This window comes from Clostridium sp. (assembly GCF_030532265.1).
GTDB lineage: Bacteria > Bacillota > Clostridia > Clostridiales > Clostridiaceae > Clostridium.
This window is the reverse complement of record NZ_JAUNLM010000013.1, coordinates 34,359-48,290: the sequence shown is the minus strand read 5'-3', so window position 1 is coordinate 48,290 and position 13,932 is coordinate 34,359. Positions and strand designations below refer to the sequence as shown.

Genomic DNA, 13,932 nt, shown 5'->3' with positions numbered 1-13,932 from the left:
AAAATGACATTGCAATTAAAGCTAAAAAAGCAAGAAAGTTCCTATTAGATGGAGATAAAGTCAAAGTCACTGTAAGATTTAGAGGAAGAGAAATGGAATTAGGTCACATAGCTGAAAGAATTCTAGATAACTTCGTTGGAAAACTTGAAGATGTTTGTGTTATCGAAAAGAAACCAAAAAGAGAAGGCAGAAACATGACATTGATTTTAGGTCCAAAAAAGGCATAACTTTTGAGAGGAGGATTTTATCATGCCAAAAATGAAGACACATAGAGGTGCAGCAAAGAGATTTAGAAAGACAGGTACAGGAAAACTTAAGAGAGCTAAAGCTTTCAGAAGCCACATATTAACTAAGAAAAGTTCAAAAACTAAGAGAAAACTTAGAAAAGGTGGATACGTATCAGTAGCACAAGAAAAAGTAATTAAGAAATTATTACCATACCTATAAGAGTTTAGACGCAGGAGGTTTTGTTAAATGGCAAGAGTTAAAAGAGCAGTTAACGCTCGTAAGAATCATAGAAAAGTATTAAAACTTGCAAAAGGATACTACGGTGGAAAGAGCAAGTTATTTAAAACAGCTAACGAATCAGTAATCAGAGCATTAAGAAATGCTTATGTTGGAAGAAGATTAAAGAAGAGAGATTACAGAAGACTATGGATAGCTAGAATAAATGCAGCTACAAGAATGAATGGTCTTTCATACTCAAGATTCATGAATGGAATCAAATTAGCTGGTATAGATATAAACAGAAAAATGTTATCAGAAATAGCTATCAATGATCCAAAAGCTTTCGCTGAGTTAGTTGAAGTAGCTAAAAAACATATAAACGCTTAATTTGAAATGCGACTTAGGTCGCATTTTCTTTATATATAGATAAAATTAAACAAAAATTGTTTTCATAATTTATTAATATGTGTATAATAAATCTTTAACAGAGTATTGATAAAATTTACACGTTAATATTTTTATTGAAGGGTGTATAATAAATATTAGATATTATATTGGATATAAACCTTTGAGGTGATTAAATGAAAAAATTTTTTACTAAAAAAATGAAGTTGAGTGGCGTACAAATATTAGCACTAGGATTTTTTATAGTAATATTTGTTGGTGGTGTATTATTAAGTTTACCAATATCTTCTGCAAGTGGTGAAAGTACAAACTTTTTAGATGCATTATTTACTTCAACATCAGCTGTATGTGTAACAGGATTAATTACTTTAGATACTGGTACGCATTGGAACGAATTTGGGCAAATAGTTATAATGTTTTTAATTGAAATTGGTGGATTAGGATTTATGTCCTTTGCAACATTTATAGCTGTACTTCTTGGAAGAAAAATAACCTTAAGAGATAGACTTATAATGCAAGAAGCTATGAATACATTTAATATTCAAGGTCTTGTTAAAATGGTTAGATATGTTCTTGGATTTACATTTGCAGTACAATTTTTTGGAGCTTTGTTATTATCTACTCAGTTTGTTCCGAAGTTTGGATTAGCAAAAGGAATTTATTATAGTATATTCCATTCAATTTCGGCTTTTTGTAATGCTGGATTTGATTTATTTGGAGGATTTAGTTCTCTTGTTTCATATTCAGGTAATGTTGTAGTTTTACTTACTATAAGTGCTCTTATAATAATAGGAGGTTTAGGTTTTACAGTATGGCTTGAAGTCTATAATTATAGAGGACTTAAGAAATTATCTGTACATTCTAAAATAGTTATATTAATTACAGTTGTTCTTATAATTGGTGGAACTATTTTTATGTATTTATTTGAAATGCATAACCCAAAAACTATTGGTAATATGAGTTTTGATGATAAAGTTTTAAACTCCTTCTTTGCATCTGTATCACCAAGAACAGCTGGTTTTAATAGTGTTTCTACAGATGGAATGACAAATTCAGGGAAGTTATTAACTATAATATTAATGTTTATTGGTGGATCACCTGGTTCAACTGCAGGTGGATTAAAAACAGCAACATTTGGAATTATAATTTTAACAGTAATTTCGGTTATAAGAGGTAGAGAAGATACTCAAGTTTTTGGAAGAAGATTTTCAAAAAGTTTAGTTTATAAATCATTTGCTTTACTAATTATAGGAATGACTTTAGTTATAGGTGTTACACTTTTATTATCTATAACTGACCCAAATGAATCATTTATAAATATTTTGTATGAAGCAACATCAGCATTTGGAACTGTTGGTCTTACAACTGGTGTTACCCAAAGGCTAAGTACTGCTGGAAAAATTATTATAATGATAACTATGTATTGTGGTAGAGTTGGTCCTATGACTGTAGCATTAGCATTTATAAGAAATAAGAAAAAGCAAACACATAAATATCCAGAAGGTAAGATTTTAATCGGTTAGGGGATGAATTATATGGTAAAAAAGCAATTTGTAGTAATTGGTCTTGGTAGATTTGGATCATCAGTTGCTGAAACTTTATATGGACTAGGCAATGACGTTTTAGTAATAGATAAAGATGAAGATTTAATACAAGATATATCAGATAAGGTAACTCATGCTGTTCAAATGGATGCAACAGATGAAGGTGCTCTTAGAACATTAGGACTTAGAAATTTTGACGTTGCAGTAGTTACTATTGGTTCTAATATACAAGCAAGTGTAATGGTTACTCTTTTAGTTAAAGAACTTGGAGTTAAATATATTATTGCAAAGGGAAATAGTGATTTACATGCTAAAGTACTATATAAAATAGGTGCAGACAGAGTAATATTACCAGAAAAGGATATGGGAGTTAGAGTTGCACACAATTTGGTATCAGAAAGTATATTAGATTTTATAGAGTTATCTCCTGATTATAGTATTATGGAGATAGAGACTCCAGAAGATTGGAACGATAAAACTATAAGAGAGTTAAAACTTAGAAGTAAGTACGGGATAAATGTTATGGCTATAAAGAGAGATGATGAAATAAATCTTTCACCTCCTGCTGACTTTGTGATTAATAGTAAAGATATTATAGTTGCAATAGGATCTGCTGAAGACTTAAGTAAGTTAGAAGGTATGATAGTTAAATTTTAATTGACGAGGTAATTACATTGATTTATATAGAAAGTAAAGAAAATGCTATATATAAAGAAATAAAAAAATTAAAAGAGAGAAAAAATAGAAATAAAGCAAAAAAGTATTTAATCGAAGGTTTTAGACTTGTAGAGGAAGCATTAAAAGCTAATACAAAAATAGATTGTATATTTTTTACAGAAGGTGCTAAATATAAAGCAGAAGAATTATTGCAAAAATATAATTATGAAGGTAAAATTTTTGGATTAAATAATGATTTATTTTTAGACTGTACTCAAACAGAACACCCTCAAGGTATACTTGCAGTTATATGTATGGATAACAATGATAGAAAGTTAAATGGTAGTTTTTATTTGCTTTGTGATAAAGTTCAAGATCCTGGGAATTTAGGAACTATAATAAGAACAGCTCATGCAGCTAATATAGATGGAGTTATATTAACTAAAGGAACTGTAGATATATATAATGATAAAACTATAAGATCTACAATGGGTTCTATGTTTTATATACCAATAATTCAAGAAGATGAAGATTTGAAAAATATAATGAATTTAAAAAATAAAGGATTTTCAATTGTTTCTACTTCACTTGAAGGAAGCAAAGATTTTTTTAATGAGGATTTGACAGGAAATATTATAATTACTGTTGGAAATGAAGGAAACGGTGTATCAAAAGAGATATATAATATTTCTGATAAAAAAGTAAAAATTCCTATGCCTGGCGGAGCAGAATCTTTAAATGTTGGAGTGGCAGCATCTATTATTATTTATGAAAGAGTAAGACAAATAAGATAACTATTGAAATTTTGATTAATAATATGTATAATCTAATAGTATAAAATTACATTAAAAGACTAAGAAAGAGAGAGTAGGTATAAATAACTTTTTAAGGGAGAAATAGCCGTTGACTGTAAGCTATTTTAAAAGTTTTATTCTGAAGTTCACTCTGGAGTTCTAACTGCGAAATTTAATTAAAGTAGTGGTTAGCGGTTAAAACCGTTATATTTACGAGTTGGGTTTAGTAAAGTTCATTTTATTAAACCAATTAGGGTGGTAACGCGGATATTCCGTCCCTTTTTAGGGGCGGTTTTTTTATTGTAAAAAAATATTGTTTTTAAAGAAAGGAGATTTTGAATATGCAAGAAAAACTTAAAAATATTCAAGCAGCAGCATTAAAAGAAATTGAAACTGCTAATACTTCTTCTCAAATAGAAGAAATAAGAGTAAGATTTCTTGGAAAAAAAGGAGAACTTACAACTATATTAAGAGGTATGAAAGATGTTTCTAAAGAGGAAAGACCTATAGTTGGAAAGCTTGTTAATGAAGTAAAAAGTATATTAGAAGAAAAAATTGAAAGTGTTTCTAAAGAAATAAAAAATAAAGAAAAAAATGAAAAGCTAGCAAGTGAAATTATAGATATTTCATTACCAGGAAAGAAAAATAGAATAGGAAAGAGACATCCATTAGATTTAACTCTTCAAAGTATGAAAAATATATTTGTATCAATGGGATTTACTATAGAGGAAGGTCCAGAAATAGAACTTGATAAATATAATTTTGAAGCGTTAAATATTCCAAAAGACCATCCAGCAAGAAGTGAACAAGATACTTTTTACATAAATGATAGTCTTGTTTTAAGAACTCAAACTTCTCCTGTTCAAGTTAGAACTATGGAAAAACAAACTCTTCCAATAAAAATGATATCACCAGGAAAAGTTTATAGATCAGATGATGTTGATGCTACTCATTCACCTATATTTTATCAAATGGAAGGCTTAGTTGTTGATAAAGGAGTAACTTTTGCTGATTTAAAAGGAACATTAGAATTATTTGCAAAGAAAATGTTTGGAGATAAAGTAAAAACTAAATTTAGACCTCATCATTTCCCATTTACTGAACCTTCAGCAGAGATGGATGCTACTTGCTTTGTTTGTGGTGGAAAAGGCTGTAAAGTTTGTAAAGGAAGTGGATGGATAGAAATACTAGGTTGTGGAATGGTTCATCCAGAAGTTTTAAGAAATTGTGGAATAGATCCAGAAGAATATTCAGGATTTGCTTTCGGATTCGGTGTAGATAGAATGGTAATGCTTAAATATGGAATAGATGATATAAGATTACTATATGAAAGTGATATGAGATTTTTAGATCAATTCTAGTAAAAATTTAATAAATCAGGAGGTAAATTAAATGAAAGTACCATATAGTTGGCTAAAAGATTATGTTGATATAAATGTAAGTGCTAAAGAACTTGGGGATTTATTAACTCTTACAGGTTCAGCCTTAGAAGGAATAATAGTTCAAGGAGATAATATAAATAGAGTTGTTGTTTGTAAATTCAATTCTATAGAAAAGCATCCAGATGCTGAAAAATTAAGTATATGTCAAGTTGATATTGGAGGAGAAGAAATACAAATAGTTACAGCTGCAACTAACATGAAAGTTGGAGACAAGGTTCCTGTTGCACTTCATAAATCAACATTAGCAGATGGAACAGAAATTAAAAAGGGAAAACTTAGAGGCGTTGTATCAAATGGTATGTTTTGTTCAGAAGCAGAACTTGGCTTAAAAGGTGAAGAAGAAGTTGATGGACTTATGATATTAGAAGAGGATGCTCCTATAGGTGTTGAAATAAAAGAATATTTAGGTCTTAAGAAAGAAACTTTAGATTTTGATATAACATCAAATAGACCAGATTGCCTAAGTATGATAGGTATGGCAAGAGAAACAGCTGCTACTTTAAAAACTAATTATAAAATGCCAAACTTTCAATATAAAACTGTAGATGGAAGTAACATAAATGACGAATTGAAAGTTGAAGTTAGAGATTCTTTATGTAGAAGATATATGGCAAGAGGAGTTAGAAATGTTAAAATAGGACCTTCACCTAAATGGATGCAAGATAGACTTTTAGAAGCAGGGGTTAGACCTATAAATAATATAGTTGACATTACTAATTTTGTTATGTTAGAAACTGGAGAACCAATGCATGCATTTGACAAAAGAGAAATTAAGTCAAATAAAATAGTTGTAGAAAGAGCTAAAGATGGTGAAGAGTTTGTAACTTTAGATGAAGTTAATAGAAAACTTGATAGTAGCGTTTTATGTATAAAGGATGATGATAAAACTGTTGCGATAGCAGGAATAATGGGTGGATTAAATTCAGAAGTAAAAAAAGACACAACAGATATTTATTTTGAATGTGCAAATTTTGAAGGAACTAATATAAGAGTAAACTCTAAAAAACTAGGAATTAGAACAGAAAGTTCATCAAGATTTGAAAAAGATATAGATCCAAATTTAGCAAAACTTGCACTTGATAGAGCTTGTGCTTTAGTATGTGAATTAGGTATTGGAGAAGTTATAGATGGAACTATAGACGTATATAACGAAGTAAAAGAAGAAGGACATATAGCTGTTGATTCTACTTGGATAAATAAATTTTTAGGAACAAATATTTCAATAGAGGAAATGAAAAGATGTTTAGATTCAGTAGATTTAAAAACTGAAATAAATGGTGATATGTTAGAAATTACAATACCAACATTTAGAATTGACATAGCTATAAAAGAAGATATAGCAGAAGAAGTGGCTAGAATATATGGATATAATAACATAGAAGGTACAATATTTAAGGCTCAAACTGAAAGAGAAGCTAAATATAAGAAAGAATTATTAGATGAAAAAGTTGTTGATATAATGATAGCTAGTGGTTTAAATCAATCAATAAGCTATTCATTTATATCAAAGAAAGCATTTGATAAGATAGAATTAAGTGAAGATAGTGATTTAAGAAAAGTTGTAACTATCAAAAATCCTTTAGGTGAAGATTATAGTGTTATGAGAACAACAACTTTAGCTTCAATGATGGAATCACTTTCAAGAAATTATACAAGAAATAATAGTGAAGCTTATCTTTTTGAAATAGGAAAAGTTTATATTCCTTCAGAAGATGAAACAGAATTACCAATAGAAAAAAATATTTTAACTATTGGAATTTACGGAAACGTAGATTATCTAGATTTAAAAGGTATAGTTGAAAACTTAATTGATGGATTAGGAGTTAAAGGCGTTAAATTCTTAAGAGAATCAGAAAATCCTACATTCCATCCAGGGAAAACAGCAAAACTTGTTGTTGGTAGAAAATTTGAGGCTGGAGTATTTGGAGAAATACATCCAGATGTAGCTGAAAACTTTGGTATAGAAACTTCTTGTTTTGTAGCAGAAATAGATTTAGATGAAGTATATAAAAATTCAGAACTTGAAAAGAAGTATAAACCTTTACCAAAATTCCCTGCTGTTACAAGAGATATAGCTCTTTTAGTTGAAGAAAATATATTAGTTCAAGATATAGAAGATTCAATAATAAAAGCTGGTGGAAATATTGTTGAAAAAGTAGAACTTTTTGATATTTACAGAGGAGAACAAGTTCCACAAGGAAAGAAAAGTATTGCTTACGCAATAACATATAGAAATGAAAACAAAACTTTAACAGATAAAGAAGTAAATAAAGTACATGATAAAATTTTAAGATCACTTGAACATAAATTAGGTGCTATTTTAAGAGAACAATAAATTTTAAAAGAGGTAGTTTTTAAACTACCTCTTTTCTTTAAAATAATAATAAAATTAATTACCTTTTTAATATACATAATTGTACAAACTTAAAATATCAAATATAATTAATATAATAGGAAGATTATATTTTAAGAGGTGGGACATAATGGTAAAAATTACGGTTAACATAAATGGAGTAGATTATAACTTAAAAGGTAAAGAAAGTGAAGAATATTTAAGAGATATTGCATCTTATGTTGACGAAAGAATAAAAGAGGTACTAGCTAAAAATAAAATGCTTAGTATTTCACAAGCATCTGTTTTAGCAGCTGTTAATATTACAGATATATTATATAAAACAGATGATGAATTAAGAAACATAGCAAAGTTAAAAAATAGTATAGAAAAAGAAAATCTAGCATTAAATAAAAGTTTAGAAGAAGTAAAAATTAACTTAGAAAAATTTAAAGAGGAAAGTTCTAAAATAATAGATGGAAAAGAAAATACTATAAATGGTTTAAAAGAAGATAGAAATAATCTTCTAAAGGAAAGAGATGAACTAAATAAATCAAATGTTGATTTAAAAGGAATAAAAGAAAAAAATGAAATTAAGATAAAAGAAAATGAAGAAGAAATAAAAAATTTAAAGAGTTACGTAAATAAGCTTAAAGAAGAAAATAGAATATTAAAATCTGAAAATGAAACTTATAAAAATAGAATAAAAGAAATAACAAAAGAAAGAGAAGAAAGTGAAAAGATATTATATAGAGAGATAAAGGATCTTGAATCTAAAAATGATACTAATAAAGAGTTAATAAATAATATTTCTACTATAAATAATAATCTTGAACAGAAAATTAAAAATATAGAAAAAGAAAAGATTAATTTATTAGAAAACTTAAACAAAGAAGCAGAACAAAAAAATATATTAGAAAAAGATATAAGAAAATTAAATGGAAAGATTAGAGAACTGAACGTAGAAATAAAAAATAATGAAGATATTATAAATGAATATGAAGATAAAAATAAAACTTTATCTAATGTATTAGATAAAAACGAGGAAAAGTTAAACTTACTAATTGCAGAAAAAGAAAAGTTAAATAATTCACTAAAAGATGAGATGAGAAAAAATCGTGATACAATAGATAACTTTAATAGTATAGAAAATGAAAAAAATAATGAGATAGAAAATCTTAAAATAGAAATAGAAACTTTAAATAAAGATATAAATGATAAGAAATCAATTATAGAAGAGTTAACAGAAAAGGCTTGTAAGTATAAGGAAGACAGAAATAAACTTATGGAAGCTGGAAAAAGCACAAGAATAGCACTTCAAACTAGTAAATATAAAATTTTAGATTTAGAAAAGAAGCTTATAGATGCTCAAATAGAAGTTACTAAGGTAAAAGCTAAAAATGAGCCTGTTTTATTAAAGAGAAAGTAATCATAAAGTGCTGAGTAACTAAATTTTGCTCAGTACTTTATTTTTGTGTGTTTATAAGTTAAACTAAAATAATACATAGGAGAAATTATTTTTTAAAAATTTAGGAGAGATGAAAATGAACAAAATAGAAGTTTTAGCACCAGCAGGAAGTATGGAAAGTCTTTATGCTGCAATAAATAATGGTGCAGATGCTATATACTTAGGCGGAAATAAATTTTCAGCAAGAGCATATGCATCTAACTTTGATAATGAGAATATGAAAAAAGCTATAGATTATGCACATAGCTATGGAGTAAAAGTATATGTTACTATGAATACTTTATTAAAGGAAGAAGAACTGCAAAAGGCTTTAAAATATGCAGGTTATTTATATGAAATAGGAGTAGATGCACTTATAATACAAGACCTAGGTTTAGTTAAATTAATAAAAGAAAAATATAGTGATTTTGAATTACATGCTTCTACTCAAATGACAATACATAATGGTGAAGGTGCGCTTTACTTTAAAGAGAGAGGCTTTCATAGAATAGTATTATCAAGAGAATTAACTTTTGAAGAAATAAAGCATATATCAAAAGATTTAAAAATAGAAACAGAAATGTTTGTTCATGGAGCACTTTGTGTATGTTATTCAGGACAATGCTTAATGAGTTCTATGATTGGTGGAAGAAGTGGAAATAGAGGAAGATGTGCACAACCTTGTAGAATGGAGTATACATTAAAATCAAGAAAATCTGGAGAAAAAAGAGGCTATTTATTATCTCCAAAAGATATGTGTACTATAGAAGATGTTAAAGATATAATTAATAGTGGAACGTATTCTTTAAAAATAGAAGGTCGAATGAAAAGGCCAGAGTATGTTGCTGGTGTAGTTAGAAATTACAGAAAAGCAGTAGATAAAGAACTTTTTCATGAAAAATTTGATGTAAAGATTGGAAAAGATGAATTATTACAGCTTTTTAATAGAGAAGGTTTTTCTAAGGCTTATTTAAAAAAAGATGTTGGTAGAGATATGATGAGTTATAATTTTCCTAAAAATACAGGTGTTATATTAGGAAAAGTATTAGAAAATGGAGAAGTAATATTAGAAAGAGATATATCTTTAGGTGATGGAATAAGAGTAAATGATGGTGGTTTTACTTTAAGTAAAATAATAAAAAATAAAAATGAAATTAAAGAAGCTAAAAAAGGTGATAAAGTAAAACTTTTTCCTATAGATTATAAAAAAGGTGATTTTTTATATAAAATGTCAGATAAAAAATTAACTCTTGAACTTTCTGAAACTGTTAAACCGTATGGTAGAAAAATAGAATTAGAAGGATATGTAACATTTAAAGTTAATGAGAAATTGAAATTAGGTGCTTTATTTAATGATAATTACTATGAAGTTTCAGGGGAAATAGTTGAAGAAGCTACAAATAGGCCTTTAGATAAAGAAAGAATTGAAAAAGCATTATTTAAATCTGGTGATTATCCTTATAAATTTAATAAAATTAATTTTATTGATTTTGATAACGGGTTTATAAGAATAGGAGACCTTAATGAATTAAGAAGAGCTTTATTTGAGAAAATAGTAAAAGGTGAATGTTCTAAGTATAGAAGAAATAGATATGGTAAAGAAGTAGAAGTTAAAAATATTTCTAAGGAAATTAAAGCTATAGATGTTTTGCCGAAGGTTATATTAAAAGATCAATTTAATGAATTAAAAAAAGATTTTGAGTATATTGCAGTAGATATATTTAGTAGATACAAAAATTCAATTAAAATAGATGATTTAAAAGAATATAGTAAAACAAATAAATTAATACTTAAATTACCTAATATAATAAAAAGTGAATTTAGCTCAGTTGTAAATATTATAGAAAAAGTAAAACCTTATATTTGTGGTATTTTAACATCAAATGTAGGTATAATAAATAAATATAAAAATGAATTGAAAATTATAGGTGACTATAAATTAAACATATTTAATAGTGAGGCTTTAAATTTCTTTAAAGAAGATTTAGATATAATTACAGTTAGTGAAGAATTAAATAGAAAAGAAATAAAAGCATTATTAAAGAGTTCAAAATATAATTGTGCTAAAATGATATATGGAAAAACTGAACTTATGGTTAGTGAATATTGCCCTATAGGAAGTACATTTGGTTTAAAAGATACAAATAAAAGTTGTAATAGAGCTTGTGAAAAAGACATATATACTTTGATTGATAGAGTAAATGAAAAGTTTAGTATTATGACAGATGTATTTTGTAGAAGTTATATATTAAATTCTCTTCCTTTAAATTTAATAGAAGAAATCGATGATTTAAAAGATATGGGGATAAATTGTTTAAGATTAGATTTTACAGATGAGACAATAGATGAAGTAAGAAAAGTAATTAATGAATTTAATAACAAAAAAGTTATAGATGTTAAAGATTACACAAAAGGTCATTACAGAAGAGGTGTAGAATAAAAGATGAATGATAGAACATTTAGAGTATTAGAATTTAAAAAAGTAAAGGAAAATTTAAAAAAATATTCTAAAACACAAATGGGAAGAAAGATTATAGATGAACTTGTTCCTTATGAAACTAAATATGAGATGGAAATGGCATTAAAGGAAACAAAAGAAGCACTTGATATGTTAGTTTCAAAGGGAGCACCACCTTTTGAAGGGTTATATGATGTAAGAGAAGCTATAGAAAGAGCTGGAAAGGGTGGAGTATTATCAGCTGGACAAATATTAAGAGTTGGCAATATGTTAAAGTGTTCTAGAAGATTTAAAGAGTATGTTAAAAGAGAAGAAGAAGAATTAGCTTTTGAAAGAATTGAAGATTTAGCATATATATTGGAACCTTTAAAGGATTTGGAAGATTATATAGAAAGAGCAATTGTATCAGAAGATGAAATAAGTGACAGGGCATCTGCCACTTTAAGAAGTTTGAGAAGAAATTTAAAAGAAAAAAATTCTTCAGTTAGAGAAAAGATAAATAGTATTGTTAGAAGTTATTCAAAATATCTTCAAGAAACTCTTTATACTATGAGAGGTGAAAGATATGTTTTACCTGTAAAGGTAGAATATAAAGGTCAGGTGCCAGGTATTGTACATGATCAAAGTTCAACAGGAGCAACTCTTTTTATAGAGCCTATGAGTCTTGTTAATTTAAATAATGAAATTAAGGAGCTTATGTTAAAAGAAAAGGCTGAGATAGAAAGAATACTTCAAGATTTGTCACTTAAAATAGCAAACAATATAAATATATGTAAAAGCAATAATGAAATATTAGGTAAATTAGATTTTATATTTGCTAAAGGTGCATATGCATCTAGTATTGATGGGACTTATCCTAATGTTAGTGATGATGGAAGATTTGATATTATAAGTGCAAGGCACCCACTTATAAATCCAAAAGAAGTTATATCTTCAGATATATATTTAGGTGATGAATATAATGTAATAATGATTACTGGACCTAATACAGGAGGTAAAACAGTAACATTAAAAACAGTAGGATTAATACATCTTATGGGAATGTCTGGACTTTTAATACCTGCTAAGGAAGGTTCAACTATTGCATATTATAAAGAAATATTTGCAGATATAGGTGATGAACAAAGTATAGAACAATCTCTTTCAACATTTTCATCGCATATGACTAATATAGTAGATATAATGAAGAAAGCAACTAAAGAATCTTTAGTGCTTTTTGATGAATTAGGTGCAGGAACAGATCCAACAGAAGGAGCTGCACTTGCTGCTGCAATAATAGATAATTTAAAAGCTAGAGGAACTAAAGTTATTGCAACTACCCATTATAGTGAACTTAAAGGATATGCTCTTAAAAATAAAGATGTAGAGAATGCTTCAGTTGAATTTGATGTAAAAACATTAAAGCCAACATATAGACTTTTAATAGGTGTTCCAGGTAAATCTAATGCTTTTGAAATATCAAGAAGATTAGGATTAAATGAAGATGTAATAAATTCTGCAAAAGAATTTATATCTAATGAAAACCTACAATTTGAAGATTTAATAAGAGAACTTCAAGAAAAAAGTATAATAGCTAAAAGAGATGCTAGAGAAGCTTTAAAAATAAAAGAAGAAGCTAATGAATTAAAGAAAAAATTTGAAGAAAAACTTAAGAAGTTAGATAAAACTAGAGATAAAGTTTATATGGAAGCAAGGCAAGAAGCGAAAAATATAATATCAGATGCAAAAGAAGAAGCTGATGATATATTAAAAGCTATGAGGGAACTTGAAAAGTTAGGAATATCAGGCGGTGGAAGAAGTAGGCTTGAAGAAGAGAGAAGAAAACTTAGAGAAAGTTTAGAAAATAAAGAAAATGAAATTTATAAGCAAAAAGAACAAAAAGGAGAAGAAATAAAAAATATAAAACTTGGAATGGAGGCATATCTTCCATCATTGAATCAGAATGTAACAGTATTATCTCTTCCAGATAATAAAGGTGAAGTTTTAGTAGAGGCAGGCATAATGAAAATAACAGCTAAAGCTAAAGATCTAAGAGCTATAAATAATCCTAATACAAAGAAAAAAGAAAAGAAAAAGAGGGAAGTGAAATTAAATTTAAGTTCTGTATCATCAAGAGTAGATCTTAGAGGGTTAGATGCAGAAGAAGCATGTTATAGAGCGGATAAATATTTAGATGATGCTTATATGGCTAATTTAGGTGAAGTTACAATAGTTCATGGTAAAGGAACAGGAATACTTAGAAAAGCTATAAATGATATGTTAAAGAGACATCCTCATGTAAAGTCACATAGATTAGGAGTGTATGGTGAAGGGGGAGATGGAGTCACTGTAGTTATATTAAAGTAAACACTAAGTTCATAAATAATCTATGATTTTAACATAAAAATAATACAAATAAACCTTTAC

General features: G+C 27.5%; 11 protein-coding genes and 1 other annotated feature. All 11 genes read left to right on the top strand.

Features of this window, described 5'->3' with window-relative positions; genetic code table 11:
• A partial coding sequence (infC, locus tag Q4E08_RS04975) for a translation initiation factor IF-3 (protein ID WP_303129048.1) occupies positions 1-227 on the top strand: 227 nt, incomplete at its 5' end.
• 22 nt (positions 228-249) lie between these two features.
• On the top strand, positions 250-447 hold the full coding sequence (gene rpmI / locus Q4E08_RS04970; RefSeq protein WP_024614980.1) for a 50S ribosomal protein L35: 198 nt from the start codon (positions 250-252) through the stop codon (positions 445-447).
• A 27-nt stretch (positions 448-474) separates the two neighbouring features.
• Positions 475-834, top strand: coding sequence for a 50S ribosomal protein L20 (gene rplT, locus Q4E08_RS04965; protein WP_024614981.1), 360 nt, complete (start codon positions 475-477; stop codon positions 832-834).
• A gap of 194 nt (positions 835-1,028) precedes the next feature.
• On the top strand, positions 1,029-2,375 hold the full coding sequence (locus Q4E08_RS04960) for a TrkH family potassium uptake protein (protein ID WP_303129047.1): 1,347 nt from the start codon (positions 1,029-1,031) through the stop codon (positions 2,373-2,375).
• A gap of 12 nt (positions 2,376-2,387) precedes the next feature.
• Positions 2,388-3,053: a TrkA family potassium uptake protein gene (locus tag Q4E08_RS04955; protein ID WP_303129046.1), complete on the top strand. Its 666-nt coding sequence runs from the start codon at positions 2,388-2,390 to the stop codon at positions 3,051-3,053.
• Between the two features lie 17 nt (positions 3,054-3,070).
• Entirely contained in the window at positions 3,071-3,847 is a 777-nt protein-coding gene (locus tag Q4E08_RS04950) for an RNA methyltransferase (protein WP_303129045.1), read from the top strand.
• A 52-nt stretch (positions 3,848-3,899) separates the two neighbouring features.
• Positions 3,900-4,130 (top strand) — a binding site (T-box leader).
• Between the two features lie 58 nt (positions 4,131-4,188).
• Complete coding sequence (gene pheS, locus Q4E08_RS04945) at positions 4,189-5,208, top strand: phenylalanine--tRNA ligase subunit alpha (protein ID WP_303129044.1); 1,020 nt, start codon at positions 4,189-4,191, stop codon at positions 5,206-5,208.
• 31 nt (positions 5,209-5,239) lie between these two features.
• Positions 5,240-7,624 (top strand): phenylalanine--tRNA ligase subunit beta, encoded by a 2,385-nt coding sequence (gene pheT / locus Q4E08_RS04940; protein WP_303129042.1) that lies wholly within the window; start codon positions 5,240-5,242, stop codon positions 7,622-7,624.
• 148 nt (positions 7,625-7,772) lie between these two features.
• Complete coding sequence (gene zapA, locus Q4E08_RS04935) at positions 7,773-9,050, top strand: cell division protein ZapA (RefSeq protein ID WP_303129041.1); 1,278 nt, start codon at positions 7,773-7,775, stop codon at positions 9,048-9,050.
• A 115-nt stretch (positions 9,051-9,165) separates the two neighbouring features.
• Entirely contained in the window at positions 9,166-11,508 is a 2,343-nt protein-coding gene (locus Q4E08_RS04930) for a U32 family peptidase (protein ID WP_303129040.1), read from the top strand.
• Positions 11,509-11,511: 3 nt separating this feature from the next.
• Positions 11,512-13,872 (top strand): endonuclease MutS2, encoded by a 2,361-nt coding sequence (locus tag Q4E08_RS04925; RefSeq protein WP_303129039.1) that lies wholly within the window; start codon positions 11,512-11,514, stop codon positions 13,870-13,872.
• The last annotated feature ends 60 nt before the right edge of the window (positions 13,873-13,932 follow it).